Origin of the sequence: Pseudomonas sp. Z1-14 (assembly GCF_051132005.1) — a bacterium.
GTDB lineage: Bacteria > Pseudomonadota > Gammaproteobacteria > Pseudomonadales > Pseudomonadaceae > Aquipseudomonas.
This window is the reverse complement of record NZ_CP071646.1, coordinates 4,095,205-4,117,110: the sequence shown is the minus strand read 5'-3', so window position 1 is coordinate 4,117,110 and position 21,906 is coordinate 4,095,205. Positions and strand designations below refer to the sequence as shown.

The following is a 21,906-nucleotide window of genomic DNA, read 5'->3' as shown; positions in this document are numbered from 1 at the left end:
CTGGCTGACCTTCCCGATGATGCTTTCCAGATGAAACAAGGATGAACTCATGACCGTTATCGTTCGTCGCTCCCGTCTCGCCGTCAGCCTCGGCCTGAGCCTGGCCCTTGGCGCCTTTGCCCCTGCCGCCCTGGCGCAACCTCATCAACAGGTGCTGGCCGATGCCGAGCAGTACAAGGGCGAGGCGCTGAAACTGCTTGAACGCCTGGTGAACATCGACTCCGGTTCCGGTTATGTGCCGGGGCTGACCCAGGTCGGCGACATCGCCATCGACGAGTTGCAGAAGCTCGGCGCCACCATCGAAAAGGTGCCCAATTCGGACGGCACCCACCATGTCCTGGCGACCTTCAAGGGCACCGGCAAGGCGAAAATCCTGCTGATGGCCCATATGGACACGGTGTTCAAGGAAGGCTCGGCGGCCGAACGTCCCTTCCATATCAAGGATGGCCGCGCCTACGGGCCGGGGGTGATGGATGACAAGGGCGGCATCGTCGCGGGCATCTATGCGCTGAAGGTGCTGAAGAACCTGGATTTCAAGAATTACGCGCAGATCACGTTCCTGCTCGATGCCAGCGAAGAGACCGGTTCGGACGTCGCCACCGACCTGATCAAGAAAACCGCCAAGGCCCATGACGTGACCCTCAACCTTGAACCGGGGCGCCCGGCCGACGGCCTGGTGGTGTGGCGCAAGGGCAGCGCAACCGCGCTGGTGGAGGTCAGGGGCAAGGCGGCCCACGCCGGCGTCGCACCGGAACTGGGGCGTAACGCGGCAATGGAAGCGGCGCATCAGATACTGCAACTGGGCAAGCTGGGCGACGCGGAAAAGAAGACCACCATCAACTTCACCGTGCTCAAGGCCGGTGACCGGACCAACGTGATTCCCGACCAGGCCAGCGCCAAGGCCGATGTGCGCGCAGCGGTGCCGGAAGAATTCGACCGCATCGAAAAAGACCTGGCCCGGGTCTCGAAGGACAAGCTGATCGCCGACACCGAAGTCACCACCAGCCTGCAGCGCGGCTTGCCGCCCATGCCACAGACCGCCGAGTCGGACCGGTTGATGGCCATGGCCCAGGGCATCTATGGCGAGCTGGGCCGCAAACTGACCGAGGAAGGCAGCGGCGGCGCGGCGGACGCCAGCCTGTCCGCCGGCGTTGGTACACCGACGCTGGACGGCTTTGGCATCGTCGGCGGCAATATCCATACGCCCGAGGAATATGCCGAGGTCGAAAGCGTGGTGCCGAGGATTTATCTGCTGACGCGAATGATCATGGAGTTGGCGGCACGGTAGTACCCCGCGGAAGAAATGCTTTTCGTGGCGAGGGAGCTTGCTCCCGCTGGGCCGCGAAGCGGCCCCAAGGATTTTGTGTTGAAACAAAAAACCTGGGCCTGCTTCGCAGTCCAGCGGGAGCAAGCTCCCTCGCCACAACAGGGTTGTGCTTGGCTAGCGTGGGTCGACGTTGTCCAGCGCGCGGTTTGCCAGGAGTGCGCCCAGTTCGATCAGTTGCTGAATGCCCAAGGCGATGTGGCGTCGTGAATCTTCCAGGTCGAAGGCCAGGTAACCGACCATGGCGTTGGCCGAGGCGAGGGTTTCGCTGAGGTTGGCGAGCAGGGATTCGGTGTCGATGCCGTTGATGACGGTGAAGAGTTGGCCGGGATCGGTTTCTCTTGGAGCGGCGGTGGCTGGATCGGTGTCCGGTGGGTTGGGTGTTGCTTTGAACATGATGAAACTCCTTGGTAATTGGAGCCGCAACCCTTCTGCTACCAAACATCAGGTGGCGGCTATACGCAGGTTGGTAGACCGGGTACCAAGGCAAACCCGGCGCGCCACGAGGGCGCCCCACGCACAGCCGCCATTACAAATATGCCGGAGCTGTGCGCCTTAGTTTTACCCGGGCTACCAAACCCGATCGCTGATTTTTCAACGACCGGGCCACAGTAAAGCCCAACCCCAAGGCGCACAAGCCGGCGGATTCTGGCGTAGTTGTAGGCAAAGGCGCAAGACGCGGCGGTTCGGTCCTACACGCAGGCCAACCCAATAAACCCCGAGGCTTTTCGTGGCGAGGGAGCTTGCTCCCGCTGGGCCGCGAAGCGGCCCCAAGGATTTTGTGTTGAAACAAAAAACCTGGGCCTGCTTCGCAGTCCAGCGGGAGCAAGCTCCCTCGCCACAACAGGGTTGTGCTTGGCTAGCGTGGGTCGACGTTGTCCAGCGCGCGGTTTGCCAGGAGTGCGCCCAGTTCGATCAGTTGCTGGATGCCCAAGGCAATATGGCGTCGTGAATCTTCCAGGTCGAAGGCCAGGTAACCGACCATGGCGTTGGCCGAGGCGAGGGTTTCGCTGAGGTTGGCGAGCAGGGATTCGGTGTCGATGCCGTTGATGACGGTGAAGATTTGACCGGGATCGGTTTCTCTTGGATCGGCGGTGGCTGGATCGGTGTGCGGTGGGTTGGGTGTTGGTTTGAACATGGTGAATCTCCGTGAACGGGTTGAGCCGCCACGACCTATCGCTAAACAAGTAAGGTGGCGGCTGTACGCAGGTTAGCGATCCGGGTCACAGAAACCCCGGGTAGACCAGAAGGTCTCCCGCGCACAGCCACCATGACGCAAATTGCAGACTTGAAAAAAACTGCAATCGAGACTGGGCTTGTAGCTTCTGTGTCTGGAGCCGGATCGCTAAACCCGATCGCTGATCTTTCAACGACCGGGCCACAGTAAAGCCCAACCCCAAGGCGCACAAGCCGGCGGATTCTGGCGTAGTTGTAGGCAAAGGCGCAAGACGCGGGCGTTCGGTCCTACACGCAGGCCAACCCAATAAACCCCGAGGCTTTTCGTGGCGAGGGAGCTTGCTCCCGCTGGGCCGCGAAGCGGCCCCAAGGATTTTGTGTTGAAACAAAAAACCTGGGCCTGCTTCGCAGTCCAGCGGGAGCAAGCTCCCTCGCCACAACAGGGTTGTGCTTGGCTAGCGTGGGTCGACGTTGTCCAGCGCGCGGTTTGCCAGGAGTGCGCCCAGTTCGATCAGTTGCTGGATGCCCAAGGCAATATGGCGTCGTGAATCTTCCAGGTCGAAGGCCAGGTAACCGACCATGGCGTTGGCCGAGGCGAGGGTTTCGCTGAGGTTGGCGAGCAGGGATTCGGTGTCGATGCCGTTGATGACGGTGAAGAGTTGGCCGGGATCGGTTTCTCTTGGATCGGCAGTGGCTGGATCGGTGTCCGGTGGGTTGGGTGTTGGTTTGAACATGGTGAATCTCCGATGCGTCTGAAGGAGCCGTAACCCTCTCGCTACCAAACGAAGGGTGGTGGCCATACGAAGGTTGGTAGACCGGGCATCGGAAGCCGGCGTCTCCGGAGAGACCCTGCGCAGGGCCACCATAAAGCGAAGCGCATGATTGCACTCACAAGAGGTGACGCTATGCACCGAAAGCCCGGGCTACCAAACCCGATCGCTGATCTTTCAACGACCGGGCCACAGTAAAGCCCAACCCCAAGGCGCACAAGCCGGCGGATTCTGGCGTAGTTGTAGGCAAAGGCGCAAGACGCGGGAGTTCGGTCCTACACGCAGGCCAACCCAATAAACCCCGAGGCTTTTCGTGGCGAGGGAGCTTGCTCCCGCTCGGCTGCGCAGCAGCCGTCAAAATGATTGGAGAGGTTCGCCTGACTTGCAGGAATTCAATCGCTGTCGACACTGGTGTCGCTGGCTGCATCCTCGCCATATATCTCCTTTCTTCTTGTTCTGCTGGCTTCCTTCCTGATCCGTTCGCGATGGATGCGAAAGTCTCTTAGTTCCCCGTCGGGTAGTTCCTGGCCCTTGGCGATGGCTGCATAGTGTCTGTCTCCAATGACCTGGGCGGGGAGATAGCCTTGCTTCTTGCCAAAAGAAATGTCTGATAGTCGTTGTGCCTGGTCGACTGTCCCTGGCTCGGTATTTCCCAATATTTTTTTCATGGGAAGGCGACTGTTCTTTACGTTGCTGTACATTTTTGAGGACGTCATGGCCAAGGATTTGACGTCGCTACCATTGAGGTAACCCAGTACGTTTTTTAACGGTACGTCAGGCATTCGCTCCAACTTGAACAGCGCTCGGCTTTTCCATTTCCTCAAGGCGCTTGTAAGTTTCACACTCATATAAAAGGAAAAATGGCCGCCGGGGTCATTTTTATTCACCGGATCTCCGTCGAACGCCGCATAGGCATTTATGCCGCCCCTGCCGAAAGGGCTCCAACTGTCGGGGCTGTTAAATCGCATCAAGACAGGGTTGTAGGCTCTATAGCCATTGCCTAGCAGATAGTGCCCGGTCACGAAATCAGGCCGTTCACCCTTGAAACCGAGCAGGTTCGCCCGGGATCTTTCCGGAGGAAGATAGCCATAGGGTGCAAAGGCGGGCGGTTGAGGCGATCCGGCGCCGAGACTGTTCAATAATGAGCGTTGCTCATCTGTGACCAATAGTCGGGCGTTGATTTTTTGGTCTTCGTGTAGAAGCAACGCCAGTAGACGATCACCGTCCTGTACGACACTGATGTGCCCCGTCCCCTGAGATTCAGTCACCAGTCGGTCTTTTTTATAAAACCGCAGAGCGCCCGGATTCTCATAAGGCGTGACTTGCCCCAAGCGATCCAACGGGTCGTAGTGGTACAGGCACAAAACGGTTGCAGCAGACGGGTCAGGCACTGGCCGTTACTCGAAGTGAAGTTGGCTTCAGGCTCAGCGATTCTTCGACATTTGGCTACTATCAGAACTGTCAGTAGTTCCGGCGTAATCAGGCACGCCGCCAGGCTTTATTGCATTGTGCTGGCCGAGTTTCAGTAAACCCAAACCTCCACCCGCCGATTGCGCACCCGGCCTTCGTCTTCATTGTTGGCCGCCACCGGCATCAGTGCGCCGAACCCGCGGACCTCGCGCAACGTCACGCCGTATTTGACCAATTCCCGCCGCACCGCCATGGCGCGCAGTTTGGACAGCAGGTCGGCTCGCGCCGGGTCGTCCTTGAGGTCGCCAAAACCCACCAGGGTCACGCGCCGATCGAGTTTTCCGTGTTGCCTTATATAGTCGAGTACCCGGCCGAGGTCTTGGTGGGCCTTGTTGTCCAGGCTGGCGCTGCCTTCCTCGAAGCGGAAATTCACGGTCAGGCGCTGGGCATGGCGGCTCAAGGCCTGGTAACCCTCCGGCATCAGCGCGTTGGGCGTGACGGACATGGCCTGGATGGTCTGGGCGATGAATCCGTTGGCCGCGACGATGGCCTGGCCTTGTTCACTTTGGCTGAAGTCGACCAGGGCTTCGGCCCAAGGGTTGGTTTGCGCTGGCGGCAAGTAGAAGAACAAGCGCCGGGACAGGGGATAATCCTCGGTGGCGATCAGGTTGTTCAGCGGCAACATGGGCTGCGAGGCGCCGTCGACGATCGCCAGGGGTTTGGCCTGACGTACGTAGGGCAAGCCGATGAAGCCGATGCCTTGCGGATCCTGGCTGACCGCATCGGACAATTGCTCACTGGATTCGAAGCGCTGGGCCGCAGGATCGAGCTTTTTTCCTTGTCGGTTGAGTACCAGTTCCTTGAAGGTATCGTAGGTGCCGGACTGTTCGTCCCGCGCGTATAAATGAATGGCCCCGCCGACGCTGCCCACCGCTTCCCAGGTCTTTGCCTCACCGCTGAAAATGCGCGCCAGTTGCACGGTGTCGAGCTGACGCAACGGGTTTTGCGGATGCAGAATAATCGCCAGGCCGTCGATGGCGATGACCTGCTCGGCCATCGGGCTTTTCAAGTCGCCGAGGGCCGACAGGTCCTTCAGTTCACCGTCCTTGATCGGTCGGGAAGAGGCTGCCAGATCAGCGCTGGCTTGCTTGAGAGCGGCGAATCCGGTGCTGGAACCGTGGGCCGCGATGTCGATCTGGACGCGTTTGCCTTCGGCGGTCCAGCCAACGATCCGTTGCTCATTGTCCCGGCCGGTTATTTCGCTGCTGACCCTGAGCAGCCCCTGGCCTTGCATCAGGCCCTTGACCAGGGCCGGCCCCAGTGCCGCGCCGATGGTGTTGGAGCCCTGGATGCGCAGGGCCGGGCCGTGTTCGGGAACGGGCAAGGCGCCGGCCCATGCCATGAGCGGCAGCCAGAAGCTCATGAAAAACACAACGCACAGCCGCATGCCGGCACCTTTTTGAACCAGGGAGGTGCCGGAAGATTAAGTCAGTCAGGTTGCTGAAAGATGACAGGGTTGCGACGCGGAGCGTATGACCGACCCGGTCGAATGTGGGAGCGAGCCTGCTCGCGAAAGCGCTGGGTCAGGCGCCATTATTGCGACAGGAATACCGCTTCGCGAGCAGGCTCGCTCCCACAGGGGACGAAATGGAAGGCTGGTATTCAGCTCAGTTCCAGCCAGATCGGCGCGTGGTCCGAGGGTTTTTCCATGCCGCGCAATTCATAGTCCACGCCGGCGTCCTTGACCCGTGGCAGCAGTCCTTGGGACGCGAGGATCAAATCGATGCGCAGGCCGCGCTTGGGCTCGTCCTCGAAACCGCGGCTGCGGTAGTCGAACCAGCTGAAGCGGTCGCTGACGTCCGGGTTCAGGTGACGGAAGCTGTCCACCAGACCCCAATTCTTCAGGCGCGCCATCCATTCGCGTTCTTCCGGCAGGAAGCTGCATTTGCCGGTCTTGAGCCAGCGCTTCATGTTGTCCGGGCCGATGCCGATGTCGCAGTCTTCCGGGGAAATGTTCACATCGCCCATCACCACCACCGGCTGGTCGTTGCTGAAGCGGGTTTCCAGCAGTTGCTGCAAATCACTGTAGAAGCGCTGCTTGGCCGGGAACTTGGTCGGATGGTCGCGACTTTCACCTTGAGGGAAATAGCCGTTCATGATGGTCACCGGCACGCCATTGGCATCGGCGAAGGTGCCCCAGATGAAACGCCGCTGGGCGTCTTCGTCGTCAGTCTCGAAACCTTTGTGCAGGGTCAGCGGCGCCTGGCGCGAGAGCAGGGCGACGCCGTAATGGCCTTTCTGCCCGTGGTAATGCACGTGATAACCCAGGGCTTGCACCTCGGCCAGGGGGAATTGTTCGTCGTGAACCTTGGTTTCCTGCAACCCGATGACGTCAGGCTGGTGCTTGTCGATCAGTGCCGCCAACTGATGGGGACGGGCGCGCAGCCCGTTGATGTTGAAGGAGACGATCTTCATGGTCGGCTGTCCTGGCAAAACTGCGATGCTAGCTGACATGTCGGAAGGGAGCCAGCGTGGCGGTAGGACAAATGCACTGCTAATGTCCTCTGGCATGTAGGAACGATCACAGCCCTGACGGGTTCGTAGTCAATAAGAGCAGGGCCTCACCGAGCCTCGCCCAGGAGATCCACCACCATGCCTGACGCCATTACCGCTGATATCCACATGCTCGACAGCGGCTATTCCTGCGAAGCGCGTTCATTGCTGTACCAGGCCTATCGCCATGAGCCGACCTTCAGCTACCTGTTCGAATCCGAGCGTCCCGGTTACGAACAGCGGGTGCGGGCGACGGTGCGTGAACTGGTCAAGCAGCATTTCTTCCAGGACCTGCCAGCGATCGGCCTGTTGGTCAACGACCGCCTGATCGGCATCGCCCTGATTGCCCCGCCGCAGCGGCGCCTGGGCATTACCGAAAGCTGGGCCTGGCGCCTGCGCATGGTCTTGAGCACGGGGTTTCGCTGCACCCGGCGTTATCTGGAATATCACGCCGCGGTGCTGGCCTGCCTGCCATCGGACGCGGTCCATGTGCTGCCACTGCTGGGGGTTCATCCACAGTTCCAGGGCCAGCATTATGGCGAGCAGTTGCTTGAGGCAGTCCATAACTGGTGTGCGGTGGACGAGCATTCCCAAGGCGTCGTGCTCGATACCGGCAACCCGCGCTACCTGGAATTTTATAAACGCCAGGGCTATGAAGAAATCGGCGAAATCGCGGTAGGACCGGTCCGCGAGCATGTGTTCTTTCACGCCAACCCGCAGGTTTTACACAGCGCGACGGCATAATCGGACGAACTTTTGCGAAGCGTCCGGCTCTATCAGGCTCCCAAGCTCGTGATAGCATCCGCGCCATGAATTTCCCAGGACGAATGACCAGTGGCGCGCTCTTGCTGTCCCTCAGCTGCGCCGCGCTGGCACAAAGTGTATTGGATGTACGGGTCAAACCGTCCAATGACGAGCTCAAGGCCAATGTAGAGGGCTATATCGGTGGCCTCGGTGAGCGTGACGAAGAGGCACTGCTGCGTTTCAGTCGCGGCTCCGAGGAGCAGGCGCGCAAGGCGGCCCAGGCGCTCGGCTATTACCAGCCGCAGATCGACAGCGAGGTCAAGGCTGGCAAGGACCCGCGCCTGATCCTGACCATCGACCCCGGCGAGCCGGTGCACCTGCGCAATGTCACGATCCGCATCGACGGCCCGGCGGCTTCGCTGAAGAGTTTCCGGGTGCCGGCCAACGCCGGTCTCAAACCGGGTGCGGTGCTCAATCACGGACGCTATGAAGATGCCAAGCGGACGATCCAGAACCAGGCCTCGCGTTATGGTTTTTTCAGCGGAAAGTTTGTCAGCCAGACGTTGCGCGTGGATCCCAAGGCTGGCGTTGCCGATGTCGAGCTGATCTACGACAGCGGCCCGCGTTACGCCCTGGGCCCGGTCAGTTTCGAGGGCGATACGCCGTTCGACGAGGACCTGCTGCAGCGCATGGTGCCGTTCAAGGCGGGCGCGCCCTACGATTCCGAATTGATTGCCGAACTCAACCAGGCCTTGCAGTCGAGCGGTTATTTCGAAGGCGTGCGCGTTGATGCGGCGCCCACCGCGGCCACCGAGAATGTGATCCCGGTGGCGGTCAGGCTCGACACCCGCAAGCCGCGCACCATGGGCCTGGGCCTGGGATTTTCCACTGACGTCGGCCCGCGCGCCAAGGCCAACTGGACGCGTCACTGGGTCAATCCCCAAGGCCACAGCTATGGCTGGGAAGCGGAAATATCGGCGCCCCGGCAAAACGTCGGCCTGTGGTACGACGTGCCGCTCGACCCGCCACTGACCGACAAGCTGCGCTACGCCGGCGGCTATCAATATGAAGAACTGTCCGGCACCGACACCCTCAGCAAGCTGCTGACCGTGGGCCCCGAGTGGCACAGCAAGCTGCCCAGCGGCTGGCAGCGGGTGGTGTCGCTCAAATGGCAGCGCGAAGAATACCGCCTCGGCGACGATTCGGGCCTGAGCACCTTGCTGATGCCCGGCGTCAGCTATTCGTACCTGCGCAGCGACAACCGCATCGACCCGCACAACGGCTATCGCCTGCAATTCGACACCAAGGTCGCCAAGGAAGGGTTGGGTTCGGACAACAACCTCTTGTATGGCACGGCCATGGTCAAGGGCCTGACCACGGTGTTCGACAAGCATCGCCTGTTGGCCCGGGCCCAGGTGGGCGGCAGCGCCACCAACGGCTACAAGTCGATCCCGCCGTCCCTGCGCTTTTTCGCCGGTGGCGACCAGAGCGTGCGTGGCTACGACTACCAGAGCCTGTCGCCGGAGAACTCCGAGGGCGATCGCATCGGTGGCCGCTACATGGTGGCCGCCAGCGTCGAGTATCAATATTCGGTCGCGGAGAAATGGCGCGTGGCGACCTTCGTCGACCAGGGCAACTCCTTCAACAGCCTTGAGCTGCCAAGCCTCAAGACCGGCGTCGGCGTCGGCGTGCGCTGGGTCTCGCCGGTCGGCCCGATCCGTCTCGACCTGGCCCATGCGATGGACGACGACGGCGGCATTCGACTGCACTTTTCCATGGGGCCCGAGTTGTGAATCGTGGTTTGAAAATAACGCTCCTGGCGCTCGCCGGTTTCTTGGTGACGGTCATCCTGGCCTTGAGCATGGTGTTGGGCACGGCCTTTGGCAGCCGTTGGGCTCTCGGCCTGGTGCCGGGCCTGAGCGTGGAGAATTTCCAGGGGCGGCTGGGCGGGCGGTGGAGCGCCGATCGGGTGCTGTGGCAGCAAGATACCCGCCGGGTGGCGCTGGAGCGACCGAACTTCGCCTGGTCGCCGGCGTGCCTGCTGCGCATGACCCTGTGCATCGAACAGCTCAAGGCCGAGACCATCGCCGTGCAGTTGCCAGCCACCGCCGATGAACCGAGCAGCGGCCCGATCAGCCTGCCGGACCTGGACTTGCCGTTGGCGATCGAACTGGGCGATGTGCAGGTAGGCAGCCTGTCGTTCAACGGCAGCGAGCAGCTCAAGGGGCTGCAACTGGTGGCGCACTGGAGGGCCGAGGGTTTGCAGATCGACTCGGTGCAGTTGCAGCGCGACGAACTGAGCCTGAAGTTATCCGGCCTGCTGCAACCGCACGGCGACTGGCCGCTGAACGCGACGGGCCAGCTGACCCTGCCAGCGCCGGGCGCGACGCCTTGGGCGCTGGACCTGAAAGTCGCTGGCGACCTGCTCAAGACCCTCAATCTCACGGCCGACAGCAGTGGTTATCTGCAAGGCCGCCTGACGGGCGAACTGCAACCGCTGGCGGATAACCTGCCGGCCAGGGTGCGCATCACCGCCGACGGCTTCAAGGCCAGCGCCGATCTGCCGGACACGCTGCTGCTCAACCAACTGGAACTGACCGGCGAAGGCGACCTGAAGAACGGTTATCAACTGCTCGGCAAGGCGACTCTGCCGGCCGAAAAGGGGCCGGTGGCGTTGCTGCTGCAAGGCAAGGTGGACGCCAATGGCGCGCAAGTCGCCGGGCTGGATCTCGACGCCGGTAACCAGCAGACCCTCAAGCTCACCGGGCAGTTGGATTGGCGTGAAGGGCTGAACGCCGAAGCAAAAGTCGCCTGGCTGGATTTCCCCTGGCATCGCCTTTATCCGCTGATCGACGAGCCGCAAGTCACGCTGCGCAGTTTGAATGGCGAAGTCTCGTACACCGACGGCCAGTACCTGGGCAATTTCCAGGCGGCGCTGGACGGTCCCGCCGGGGCGTTCAGCCTGGGCAGCCCGTTCAGCGGCAACCTGAGGCAAATCCACTTGCCTGAACTCAAGCTTGCCGCCGGACAGGGCAAGGCCGAAGGGCACCTGGACCTGCAATTTGCCGACGGCATCGCCTGGGACACCGCGCTGCAACTGTCATCGGTCAATCCGGCGTACTGGCTCGCCGAACTGCCCGGCACGCTGGCCGGGCCGTTGCGCAGTAAAGGCTCGATGAAAAACCAGCGCATGGAACTCGACGCGGACGTGGACCTCAAGGGCAAGCTGCGCGGCCAGCCGGCGCTGTTCCAGGCCAAGGCCAGCGGCGCCGGCGAACAATGGAACCTCGGCGCACTGGATATCCGCCTCGGCGATAACCGCATCAACGGTACGGGCAGCCTGCAACAGCAGCTGACCGGCCAGATCGACATCAAGCTCGCGCGCCTGGCCCAGCTCTGGCCGCAGTTGCGCGGTCAGGTCAGCGGGCGTGTCGACGTGGCCGGCACGCTCAAGGCCCCCCAAGGCAAGCTCGACTTGCAAGGCACGCAACTGGCGTTTCAGGGCACTCATCTGCAAAGCCTGAACCTGGACGCGACGCTCGACGGCGCGCAACGGGGCAAAGTCGATCTCAAGGCCAGCGGTATCCGCAGCGGCGAAACCGCCCTTGGCGTCCTGACGCTGAGCGGGCAGGGCGATATCAAGCAACAGCAACTGAAGGTCGACCTGCAAGGGCCCCAGTTGAAAACCAGCCTGGCCCTTGATGGCACGCTGGATCAGGGCAGCTGGCGTGGACGCCTGGCCAGTGGCGACCTGCGGGTCGGCGGTCAGGACTGGCGCCTGCAAGCGCCGGCGAAGCTGGAACGGCTGGCCAACGGTACGCTGAACTTCGGTGCCCACTGCTGGCGCTCCGGCCAGGCCAGCCTGTGCGGGGAAGACCAACGGCTGATGCCGGAGCCGAAGCTGCGCTATCACCTCAAGCAATTCCCCATCGAAAGCCTGGCCCAGTGGATGCCCAAGGATTTTGCCTGGCAAGGCCGGCTCAACGCCGACCTGCAACTGGACCTGCCGGCCAGCGGCCCGAATGGCCGGGTGCTGGTGGATGCCAGCGGCGGCACGTTGCGGATTCGGGATAAAGAACAGTGGCTGGACTTCCCCTACCAGACCCTGACGCTCGACAGCCGCCTGACACCCACGCGCATCGATACCGATCTGAATTTCGTCGGCGCCAGGCTAGGCGAACTGATGGTCCAGGCGCGGATCAATCCGTTGCCAGTGAGCAAGCCGCTGAGTGGTTCGTTCCGCCTGAGTGGCCTGGTCCTGTCCGTCGCCCGTCCATTCGTGCCGATGGTGGAAACCCTCACGGGGCACTTGAACGGCAGTGGCACGCTGTCCGGCGGGCTGCTCGCGCCCCAGGTCAACGGCAACCTGGTGCTCAGCGACGGCGAAGTGTCCGGCCCGGAACTGCCGGTCAGCCTCGAAGCTTTGCAACTGCGGGCGATGATCGCCGGCGAAACGGTGCGTCTGGATGGCGATTGGAAGAGTGGCAAGAGCGGGCAGGGCCGCCTGACCGGGAATATCGGTTGGGGCGAGGCGCTGACCATGGACCTGGCTCTCAAGGGCTCGCAACTGCCAGTGACCGTCGAACCCTATGCGGTGCTGGACGTGGCGCCGGACTTGAAAATCATGCTGCAGGGCGAGCGGCTGGCGATTGCCGGCAAGGTCCTGGTGCCGAAGGGCGATGTCACCATTCGCGAACTGCCACCGTCAACCGTCAAGGTTTCGGACGACACGGTGATCGTCGGCCACCAGACCGAAGAGGGCAAGGCACCGATGGCCATGGCAATGGACATCGACGTGCTCGTCGGCCAGGAGAAGCTCGCCTTTTCGGGATTCGGGCTCACCGCCAACGTCCAGGGGCAGGTGCACATCGGCGACAACATGGACACTCGCGGCGAACTCTGGCTCAACGACGGCCGCTATCGGGCCTATGGGCAGCGGTTGACGGTGCGCCGGGCGCGCTTGTTGTTCGCCGGGCCTATCGATCAGCCGTACCTGGACATCGAGGCGATCCGCCAGACCGACGATGTGATCGCAGGCATCCGCTTGAGCGGCAGCGCCGAGCAACCCACCACGCAAATCTTCTCGGAACCGGCCATGAGCCAGGAGCAGGCGTTGTCGTACCTGGTGCTGGGCCGGCCGCTGAGTACCACTGGCGAAGACAACAACATGCTCGCCCAGGCTGCACTGGGCCTGGGCTTGATGGGCAGTTCCGGCGTGACCACCAGCCTGGCCAACAACCTGGGAATCGAGGATTTCCAACTCGACACCCAGGGCAGCGGCAACGAAACCAGCGTGGTCGCCAGCGGCAACCTGTCGGAAAAACTCAGCCTGCGCTACGGCGTCGGAGTATTCGAACCGGCCAATACCATTGCCCTGCGCTACAAGCTGAGCAAGAAGGTCTACCTCGAAGCCGCCAGCGGCGTCGCCAGCTCGCTGGATATTTTCTACAAGCGCGATTTCTGACCTTTCCCAACCCTGACTTCCCTGTGGGAGCGAGCCTGCTCGCGAATGCGGTCTGACAGTCAAGATTTCTGCTGACTGACGTACCGCCTTCGCGAGCAGGCTCGCTCCCACAGAGGTTTATGCATAGCTAACTAACTATTTGTTTGACATTTGCTGCCTAAGCAGTAACATCTCGACATACATTCACTGCCTAGGCAGCTAACGGTATCCAGATGAAGCATTTCACCCCGGACGAATTCCACAATTGCCATCTCGGCATGCTCCTTGGCCGCGCCGCGGCGCTCAAGGACCGGATCATCGACACCCACATGGAGCCTGTCGGCATCACCGCCGCGCAGTTCAAGGTGTTGATCATCATGGCCCAGCACGGCATCGATACGCCGGTCGAGCTGTGCCGGTACCTGTCGCTGGACAGCGGCTCGATGACCCGCATGCTCGACCGCCTGGAGCAGAAGGGCTTTCTGGTTCGCCAGCGTTCGGCACAGGATCGTCGCCAGGTCCGTCTGGTGCTGACCGACGCCGGCCAGGCCCTCGCCGATCGCCTGCCGTTCATCGGCGCCGACGCCATGAATCAACTGGCCGGCGCCATCAGCCGCGAGGAGCTGCAAACCCTCGAAGACATCCTCAAGAAAATACTGCTCGCCGCCGGTGACCCCATCACCGTCCTGCGATTGGGGGCCAAATGAAACATCAAACCTTGCGTACCCGCCTGAGCCTTGTGCTGTTGGCCATGAGCCTCGCCGGTTGTGCCAGCTACAGTGGCCTGAGGACCGAGGGCGTCAGCCTGGAGGCCAAGAGCTTGCAGGCTGGGCAATCGCTGACCGGGGTCAAACTGTCGCCCGCCGCGTGGCCGAAAAGCGACTGGTGGAAAAGCCTTGGCGACCCGCAGCTCGACGGCTTGATCCGTGAAGCGCTGCGCGACAGCCCGGACATGCAGATCGCCAGCGCCCGGGTGCACCAGGCCAGCGCCGCTGCCTATGCCGCGAATGCCGCGCGCCTGCCGACCCTCGACGCCAGCGGCAGTGTCAGCCGTTCGCGCCTGGCCCGTGACCAGGACCCGCAAGGGCAGGGCGGCGCCTATAGCACCCTGCGTTCGCTGAGCATGGATTTCAACTACAACTTCGACCTCTGGGGCGGCCAACGTGCCGCCTGGGAAGCGGCCCTGGGCCAGGCCCGCGCCGCCGAGATCGATCGCCAGGCCGCGCAACTGACCCTCGCCGCCGACGTGGCCCGGGCCTACAGCGACCTGGGCCAGGCCCACATCATTTATGATCTGGCCAATGAAGACCTCAAGCGCACGCGGCAGATGCTCGACCTGGGCAAACGCCGTCTCGGTGCCGGGATCGACAGCGAATACCAGTTCCAACAGACCGAAAGCCTCGAAGCCAGCGCCGATGCGACGCTGATCGACGCGGAAAAACGCCTGCAAAGCGCAAAGATCGCCTTGGCGGTGCTGCTGGGCAAAGGTCCCGACCGGGGCAACGACATCGCCCGGCCCAACGTGCTGCAGGCCAGCGCGGTGGCCCTGCCGTCGAATCTGCCGGCCGAGTTGCTCGGTCGCCGTCCCGACCTGGTCGCGGCGCGGTGGCGGGTCGAGGCGGCGAGCAAGAACATCGAGGCCGGCAAGACCAGCTTCTACCCCAACCTCAACCTGAGCGCGGCGGCGGGGGTGCAATCGCTGCTGGGTGACGCGATGTTCGGCGCGCCCAGTCGTTTCTTCAACGTGGCGCCGACCGTGTCGTTGCCGATCTTCGATGGCGGCCGCCTGCGGGCGGACCTGGATGCCCGGGACGCCGATTACGACCTGGCGGTGGCGCAATACAACAAGAGCCTGGTCGCGGCCCTTGGCGACGTCAGCGATACCATCAACCAGTTGCGCGACATCGGTCGGCAGCTCGGCGCCCAGCAACACGCGGTGGATATCGCCCGGAACTCCTACGACACCGTGGTCCAGCGCTACGGTTCCGGCATCGGCAATTACCTGGACGTGTTGAGCATCGAGCAACAACTGCTCCAGGCCCAGCGCCAACTGGCGACCCTCAATGCCGAGCAGATCGATCTGTCGATCCAACTGATGCAGGCCCTGGGCGGTGGTTTCGATACCCAGACCATCGCTTCGGCCACTCCGGCCGCCACCGCGCCGACTCACTGATTCGAGGTACTTGTCATGGCAACTGCCGAAACTACCCAGGAAACCCAACAGGACAGCGGCAACCCGCGCAAGCGCAAGGTGTTGCTGCTGGCCCTGGCCCTGATCGTCATTCTCGCCGGCGTCGGTGTCTGGGCCTGGCATGAACTGTATGGACGCTGGAGCGAAAGCACCGACGATGCCTACGTGAACGGCAACGTGGTGGAAATCACCCCGCAAGTCACCGGCACCGTGGTGAGCATTGGTGCCGATGACGGTGACCTGGTGCGCGAAGGCCAGGTGCTGGTGCAGTTCGACCCGAACGACGCCGAAGTTGCCTTGCAAAGTGCCCAGGCCAACCTGGCCCATACCGTGCGCCAGGTGCGTGGTTTGTACAGCAATGTCGACGGCATGAAAGCGCAGGTGCATGCGCAGGAAGCGGAAGTGCAGAAGGCTCGGGAAAACTACAACCGACGCAAGAACCTGGCGGCCGGCGGGGCGATTTCCCAGGAAGAACTGTCCCACGCCCGGGACGATCTGACCTCGGCGCAGAACGCCCTGGCCAACGCCCGGCAACAACTCATGACGACCAGCGCGCTGGTGGATGACACCGTGGTGTCGAACCATCCCGACGTACAGGCGGCGGCCGCGCAATTGCGCCAGGCTTACCTGAGCAATGCCCGCAGCACCTTGATTGCGCCGGTGACCGGTTACGTCGCCAAGCGCACCGTTCAGCTCGGGCAGCGCGTGCAGCCGGGCACGGCGCTGATGGCGGTGATCCCGCTGGACCAGTTGTGGATCGACGCCAACTTCAAGGAAACCCAGCTACGTGACATGCGCATCGGCCAGCCGGTGGACATCGAGACCGACCTTTATGGCAGCGACGTGAAGTACAGCGGCACGGTGGACAGCCTGGGCGCCGGTACCGGCAGTGCGTTTGCCTTGCTGCCAGCGCAGAACGCCACCGGTAACTGGATCAAGATCGTCCAGCGGGTGCCGGTGCGCATTCATATCAATGCCGAGGAGCTGGCCAGGCATCCACTACGGGTCGGCCTGTCGACCCAGGTCAACGTCAATCTCCACGACCAGAGCGGCCCGGTACTGGCGCAGCAGCCACCGCAAAAAGCCTCGTTCAGCACTCAGGTCTACGCCCGCCAGCTGGCCGATGCCGACGCGATGATCACTCGGCTGATTCATGAGAACAGCGCGGCGGCGAGCAAGACCGCGCAGCGTTGAAGCAGCCCCGTCGAACTCTGTGGCGAGGGAGCTTGCTCCCGCTCGGCTGCGAAGCAGTCGTAAACCGGCGGGTGCGGTGTGTCTGGTGCTTCCCGTTCAGCAGGTTTTGGGGCCGCTTCGCGACCCAGCGGGAGCAAGCTCCCTCGCCACGTGTCTGGCGCAGACTCAAGTGACAGCATTCAGGTCCTGGCGGTCTTGCTCCAATTTTGTCACCTCCGCTTCATAGGATTCTCGCAATGAGCAATAACGCGTCCTTCACGCCGCCCAGCCTGTTGCTCAGCACCATCGGGTTGTCGCTGGCGACGTTCATGCAGGTGCTCGACACGACCATCGCCAACGTCGCCTTGCCGACCATTTCCGGCAACCTGGGCGTCAGTTCGGAGCAGGGCACCTGGGTCATTACCTCGTTTGCGGTGAGCAATGCGATCGCGCTGCCGCTGACCGGTTGGCTGAGCCGCCGGTTTGGCGAGGTGAAACTGTTTTTGTGGGCAACGATGCTGTTCGTCCTGGCCTCGTTCCTCTGCGGGGTTTCCACGTCGATGCCCGAGCTGATCGGTTTTCGTGTGGTTCAGGGCCTGGTGGCCGGGCCTCTGTATCCGATGACCCAGACCTTGCTGATTGCCGTGTACCCGCCGGCCAGGCGCGGCATGGCCTTGGCCTTGCTGGCGATGGTCACGGTGGTGGCGCCGATCGCCGGGCCGATCCTGGGCGGCTGGATCACCGACAGCTACAGTTGGCCGTGGATTTTCTTCATCAACGTGCCGATCGGGATTTTCGCGGTGCTGGTGGTGCGTCAGCAGCTCAGGGCGCGGCCGGTGGTCACCAGTCGCCAGCCGATGGATTACGTCGGGTTGATCACCCTGATCATCGGTGTCGGGGCGTTGCAGGTGATCCTCGACAAGGGCAACGACCTGGATTGGTTCGAGTCGAACTTCATCATCGTCGGCGCGCTGATTTCGGTCGTTGCGCTGGCGGTGTTCGTGATCTGGGAAATGACCGACCGCCATCCGGTGGTCAACCTGCGGCTGTTTGCCTATCGCAACTTTCGCATCGGGACGATTGTGCTGGTGGGCGGTTATGCCGGATTCTTCGGCATCAACCTGATCCTGCCGCAGTGGTTGCAGACCCAGATGGGTTATACCGCCACCTGGGCCGGCCTGGCGGTTGCGCCCATCGGGATCCTGCCGGTGTTGATGTCACCTTTCGTTGGCAAATACGCCCACAAGTTCGACCTGCGCCTGCTGGCCGGGCTTGCGTTCCTGGCGATCGGCCTGAGTTGCTTCATGCGCGCCGGGTTTACCAACGAGGTGGATTTCCAGCACATCGCTCTAGTGCAGCTGTTCATGGGCATCGGTGTGGCGCTGTTCTTCATGCCGACCCTGAGCATCCTGATGTCGGACCTGCCGCCCCAGCAGATCGCCGACGGCGCGGGGCTGGCGACGTTCCTGCGGACCCTGGGCGGCAGTTTTGCCGCGTCTCTGACCACCTGGATCTGGATCCGCCGCGCCGACCAGCACCATGCCTACCTGAGCGAAAGCATCAGCACCTTCGAGCCCGCCACGCGCGAGACGATCAACCAGCTCGGCGGGGCGAGTACGCCGGTGTACGCCCAGCTCGACCAGATCCTCACCAGCCAGGCGTACATGCTCTCCACCGTGGATTATTTCACGCTGCTGGGCTGGGCGTTCATGGGGTTGATCCTGCTGGTGTGGCTGGCGAAACCGCCGTTTGCGGCGAAGGCGGGGCCTGCCGCCAGCGGTCATTAAACCAAACACAACCCCTGTGGGAGCGAGCCTGCTCGCGAATGCGGATTATCAGTCAGTGATGTTTTGACTGACACAGCGCTTTCGCGAGCAGGCTCGCTCCCACAAGGGATCTATATGTAGTCGGGGATTGTGTCGGGTGCCGGCAGTTGTGGCGGCGGGGCCAACTCGAACGGCGCCAGCGAAAAGCCCTGCTCATCCACCTGCAACGCCCAGCCCTGCTTGTCCCAATCTCCCAGCACGATGCGCCGGGCGGCGTGTTCGCCCAGTTGCAGCTTGTGGATGGCGGGGCGGTGGGTGTGGCCGTGGACCAAGGTTTTCACGCCATAGTGCTGCATGACGCGTGGGACCTCTTCTGGCGTGACGTCAACGATGTCGTTGGCTTTCATCCTCACCTGCGTGCGGCTTTCACTGCGCAGCTTGCGCGCCAGTTTCTGGCGGCTGCTCAAGGGCAGGTGGCGCAGGATGAACAGCGTGACCGGGTTGCGCAGCCAGCGCCGCAGTTTCATGTAGCCGACATCCCTCGTGCACAGGCTGTCGCCGTGCATCAGCAGCACCGGCTCGTCGCTGAATTGCACGACGGTCGGGTCCTTGAGCAGGGTGCAGCCGGCCGCTTTGCAAAAGGCCTGCCCGAGCATGAAGTCGCGGTTGCCGTGCATCAGGAAAATTGCCGTGCCGCTGTCGCTCAATTCGCGCAGGGCCTGGCAGATGGAGCGCTGGAACGGCGTCATGGCATCGTCGCCGATCCAGGCTTCGAAGAAGTCGCCCAGAATGTATAACGCTTGCGCCGAGCGGGCGCGTGTGGCGAGTAAATCCAGAAACGCCCGGGTGATGTCCGGGCGCTCCTCTTCCAGATGCAGATCTGAAATCAGCAATATCACGCCTCGATGATCTCGGCTTTCTCGATGATCACGTCTTCTGCCGGGACGTCCTGGTGGCCAGCCTTGGAAGTGGTGGAGACGCCTTTGATCTTGTCGACCACATCGGTACCGGCAGTGACCTTGCCGAATACGGCGTAGCCCCAGCCCTGGACGTTCTTGCCGCTGTGGTTCAGGAAGCTGTTGTCGGCGACGTTGATGAAGAACTGCGCGGAGGCCGAATGCGGCTCCATGGTGCGGGCCATGGCAACGGTGTATTTGTCGTTGGAAAGGCCGTTGTCGGCTTCGTTCTGGATGCTCGGGCGCTTGTCTTTCTTTTCTTTCATGCCCGGTTCGAAACCGCCGCCCTGGATCATGAAGTTGCCGATGACACGGTGGAAAACGGTGTTTTCGTAGTGGCCGGCCTTGACGTATTCAACGAAGTTGGCAACGGTAATCGGTGCCTTCTCGGCGTTCAGCTCCAGGACGATCTCGCCATGGTTGGTGGTCAGTTTGACTTGGGTCATGATCACTACTCTTTCAAGGAATTCGTGGGTTTCGGGGGCGCGGACGCCCGCAACCGGTCTGGCTGTAATCGGCCAGGCTGGGCAGTTTAGCGCGCCATGCGCGAATTTCGAGGCTGTTTTTCATCTGGCTGTCGAATAAATTCAATCGTTTGCCGGCCTGGCCTGTCAGGTGCTTGACAGCATCGGCTATGATACGAGCTTTGATTTATCAGGCCGCACCCGGCCGCGCACTTGTATGTTCAAGGATCCTATGAGCAAGCCCACTGTCGACCCTACCTCGAATTCCAAGACCGGCCCGGCCGTGCCGGTCAATTTCCTGCGCCCGATCATCCAGGCGGACCTGGATTCGGGTAAGCACACGCAGATCGTCACCCGTTTTCCGCCGGAGCCCAACGGCTATCTGCACATCGGTCACGCCAAATCCATCTGCGTGAACTTCGGCCTGGCCGAGGAGTTCGGTGGCGTCACGCACCTGCGTTTCGATGACACCAACCCGGCCAAGGAAGACCAGGAATACATCGACGCGATCAAGATCGACGTCAAGTGGCTGGGCTTCGAATGGGCCGGCGAAGTGCGCTACGCCTCGCAGTATTTCGACCAGTTGCACGACTGGGCGGTGGAACTGATCAAGTCCGGCAACGCCTACGTGTGTGACCTGACGCCGGAGCAGGCCAAGGAATATCGCGGCAGCCTGACCGAGCCGGGCAGGAACAGCCCGTTCCGTGACCGCAGCGTGGAAGAGAACCTCGGCCTGTTTGCCCGCATGCGCGCCGGTGAGTTCCCGGATGGTGCCCGCGTGCTGCGCGCGAAGATCGACATGGCCTCGCCGAACATGAACCTGCGCGACCCGATCATGTACCGCATCCGTCACGCTCATCACCACCAGACCGGCGACAAATGGTGCATCTACCCGAACTATGACTTCACCCATGGCCAGTCGGACGCCATCGAAGGCATCACGCATTCGATCTGCACCCTGGAATTCGAAAGCCATCGTCCGCTGTACGAGTGGTTCCTCGAGCATCTGCCGGTGCCGGCCAACCCGCGCCAGTATGAATTCAGCCGGCTGAACCTGAACTACACGATCACCAGCAAGCGCAAGCTCAAGCAACTGGTGGACGAGAAGCATGTCAGCGGCTGGGATGACCCGCGCATGTCGACGCTGTCGGGTTTCCGCCGTCGTGGCTACACGCCGAAGTCGATCCGCAATTTCTGCGAGATGGTCGGCACCAACCGTTCCGACGGCGTGGTCGATTTCGGCATGCTGGAATTCAGCATTCGCGAGGACTTGGACCACAGCGCGCCGCGCGCCATGTGCGTGTTGCGGCCGCTCAAAGTCGTCATCACCAATTACCCGGAAGGCCAGGTCGAGAACCTCGAACTGCCGTGCCACCCGAAAGAAGACATGGGCGTGCGCGTCCTGCCGTTCGCCCGGGAAATCTACATCGACCGTGACGACTTCATGGAAGAGCCACCAAAAGGCTACAAGCGCCTGGAGCCGGCCGGCGAAGTGCGCTTGCGCGGCAGCTACGTGATCCGCGCCGACGAGGCGATCAAGGACGCCGACGGCAACATCGTCGAGCTGCGTTGCTCGTACGATCCCGACACCCTGGGCAAGAACCCGGAAGGCCGCAAGGTCAAGGGCGTGATCCACTGGGTGCCGGCCGCCGCCAGCGTCGAGTGCGAAGTGCGCCTGTACGATCGCCTGTTCCGTTCGCCGAACCCGGAGAAGGCCGAGGACAGCGCCAGTTTCCTGGACAACATCAACCCTGACTCCCTGCAAGTACTCACCGGTTGTCGTGCCGAGCCTTCGCTGGGCAACGCACAGCCGGAAGACCGTTTCCAGTTCGAGCGCGAAGGCTACTTCTGCGCGGATATCAAGGACTCGAAACCCGGTGCTCCGGTGTTCAACCGTACCGTGACCTTGCGCGACTCCTGGGGTCAGTGATCAAGT

The 21,906-nt window shown here is 62.2% G+C and carries 17 protein-coding genes; 9 read left to right on the top strand and 8 right to left on the bottom strand.

The genetic code is table 11. From position 1 onward, the window contains the following. Nucleotides 1-49: 49 nt before the first annotated feature. Entirely contained in the window at nucleotides 50-1,288 is a 1,239-nt protein-coding gene (locus J3P89_RS18810; RefSeq protein WP_434695247.1) for a M20/M25/M40 family metallo-hydrolase, read from the top strand. Between the two features lie 153 nt (nucleotides 1,289-1,441). On the opposite strand, the gene J3P89_RS18805 is transcribed toward J3P89_RS18810, so the two are convergent. The 6 genes from J3P89_RS18805 to xthA all read right to left on the bottom strand — a co-directional run bounded on the left by J3P89_RS18805 (nucleotide 1,442) and on the right by xthA (nucleotide 7,155). Beyond that, nucleotides 1,442-1,720 carry a DUF6124 family protein gene (locus J3P89_RS18805; RefSeq protein WP_434695246.1) on the bottom strand — a complete coding sequence of 93 codons (279 nt, stop codon included), beginning with the start codon at nucleotides 1,718-1,720 and terminating at the stop codon, nucleotides 1,442-1,444. 463 nt (nucleotides 1,721-2,183) lie between these two features. Further along, a complete protein-coding gene (locus J3P89_RS18800) occupies nucleotides 2,184-2,462 on the bottom strand; it encodes a DUF6124 family protein (protein WP_434695245.1) in 279 nt (92 codons plus the stop codon). 493 nt (nucleotides 2,463-2,955) lie between these two features. Further along, the gene (locus tag J3P89_RS18795) at nucleotides 2,956-3,234 is read right to left on the bottom strand and encodes a DUF6124 family protein (RefSeq protein WP_434624820.1); all 279 of its coding nucleotides are present in this window, start codon (nucleotides 3,232-3,234) and stop codon (nucleotides 2,956-2,958) included. A gap of 428 nt (nucleotides 3,235-3,662) precedes the next feature. Further along, complete coding sequence (locus J3P89_RS18790) at nucleotides 3,663-4,538, bottom strand: RHS repeat-associated core domain-containing protein (RefSeq protein WP_434695244.1); 876 nt, start codon at nucleotides 4,536-4,538, stop codon at nucleotides 3,663-3,665. Between the two features lie 254 nt (nucleotides 4,539-4,792). Continuing rightward, nucleotides 4,793-6,127: a substrate-binding domain-containing protein gene (locus J3P89_RS18785; protein WP_434695243.1), complete on the bottom strand. Its 1,335-nt coding sequence runs from the start codon at nucleotides 6,125-6,127 to the stop codon at nucleotides 4,793-4,795. A gap of 215 nt (nucleotides 6,128-6,342) precedes the next feature. After that, nucleotides 6,343-7,155 (bottom strand): exodeoxyribonuclease III, encoded by an 813-nt coding sequence (xthA, locus tag J3P89_RS18780; RefSeq protein ID WP_434603567.1) that lies wholly within the window; start codon nucleotides 7,153-7,155, stop codon nucleotides 6,343-6,345. 177 nt (nucleotides 7,156-7,332) lie between these two features. On the opposite strand from xthA, the gene J3P89_RS18775 reads away from it, so the two are divergent. From J3P89_RS18775 to J3P89_RS18745, 7 genes are all read left to right on the top strand, one after another. Beyond that, nucleotides 7,333-7,977: a GNAT family N-acetyltransferase gene (locus J3P89_RS18775; RefSeq protein WP_434695241.1), complete on the top strand. Its 645-nt coding sequence runs from the start codon at nucleotides 7,333-7,335 to the stop codon at nucleotides 7,975-7,977. 65 nt (nucleotides 7,978-8,042) lie between these two features. Next, nucleotides 8,043-9,770, top strand: a complete 1,728-nt coding sequence (locus tag J3P89_RS18770; RefSeq protein WP_434695240.1) for an autotransporter assembly complex protein TamA — start codon at nucleotides 8,043-8,045, stop codon at nucleotides 9,768-9,770. Continuing rightward, nucleotides 9,767-13,441: a translocation/assembly module TamB domain-containing protein gene (locus J3P89_RS18765; protein WP_434695239.1), complete on the top strand. Its 3,675-nt coding sequence runs from the start codon at nucleotides 9,767-9,769 to the stop codon at nucleotides 13,439-13,441. Before J3P89_RS18770 ends, J3P89_RS18765 begins: the two co-directional genes overlap by 4 nt. Nucleotides 13,442-13,653: 212 nt before the next feature. Next, on the top strand, nucleotides 13,654-14,127 hold the full coding sequence (locus J3P89_RS18760; protein ID WP_305495695.1) for a MarR family winged helix-turn-helix transcriptional regulator: 474 nt from the start codon (nucleotides 13,654-13,656) through the stop codon (nucleotides 14,125-14,127). Then, nucleotides 14,124-15,593: an efflux transporter outer membrane subunit gene (locus tag J3P89_RS18755; protein WP_434695238.1), complete on the top strand. Its 1,470-nt coding sequence runs from the start codon at nucleotides 14,124-14,126 to the stop codon at nucleotides 15,591-15,593. The genes J3P89_RS18760 and J3P89_RS18755 overlap by 4 nt, the downstream gene beginning before the upstream one ends. Nucleotides 15,594-15,608: 15 nt before the next feature. Continuing rightward, nucleotides 15,609-16,805 carry an HlyD family efflux transporter periplasmic adaptor subunit gene (locus J3P89_RS18750; protein ID WP_434569094.1) on the top strand — a complete coding sequence of 399 codons (1,197 nt, stop codon included), beginning with the start codon at nucleotides 15,609-15,611 and terminating at the stop codon, nucleotides 16,803-16,805. A gap of 236 nt (nucleotides 16,806-17,041) precedes the next feature. Then, nucleotides 17,042-18,571 (top strand): DHA2 family efflux MFS transporter permease subunit, encoded by a 1,530-nt coding sequence (locus tag J3P89_RS18745; protein ID WP_434695237.1) that lies wholly within the window; start codon nucleotides 17,042-17,044, stop codon nucleotides 18,569-18,571. A gap of 110 nt (nucleotides 18,572-18,681) precedes the next feature. Here J3P89_RS18745 and J3P89_RS18740 read toward each other — a convergent pair whose 3' ends face one another. Together J3P89_RS18740 and J3P89_RS18735 are read right to left on the bottom strand one after the other, a co-directional pair. Further along, nucleotides 18,682-19,449 (bottom strand): UDP-2,3-diacylglucosamine diphosphatase, encoded by a 768-nt coding sequence (locus J3P89_RS18740; RefSeq protein ID WP_434695236.1) that lies wholly within the window; start codon nucleotides 19,447-19,449, stop codon nucleotides 18,682-18,684. After that, nucleotides 19,446-19,952, bottom strand: a complete 507-nt coding sequence (locus tag J3P89_RS18735; RefSeq protein WP_434695235.1) for a peptidylprolyl isomerase — start codon at nucleotides 19,950-19,952, stop codon at nucleotides 19,446-19,448. The genes J3P89_RS18740 and J3P89_RS18735 overlap by 4 nt, the downstream gene beginning before the upstream one ends. 250 nt (nucleotides 19,953-20,202) lie before the next feature. Here J3P89_RS18735 and J3P89_RS18730 point away from each other — a divergent pair, with 250 nt between their 5' ends. Next, a complete protein-coding gene (locus J3P89_RS18730) occupies nucleotides 20,203-21,900 on the top strand; it encodes a glutamine--tRNA ligase/YqeY domain fusion protein (RefSeq protein WP_434695234.1) in 1,698 nt (565 codons plus the stop codon). Nucleotides 21,901-21,906 lie beyond the last annotated feature (6 nt).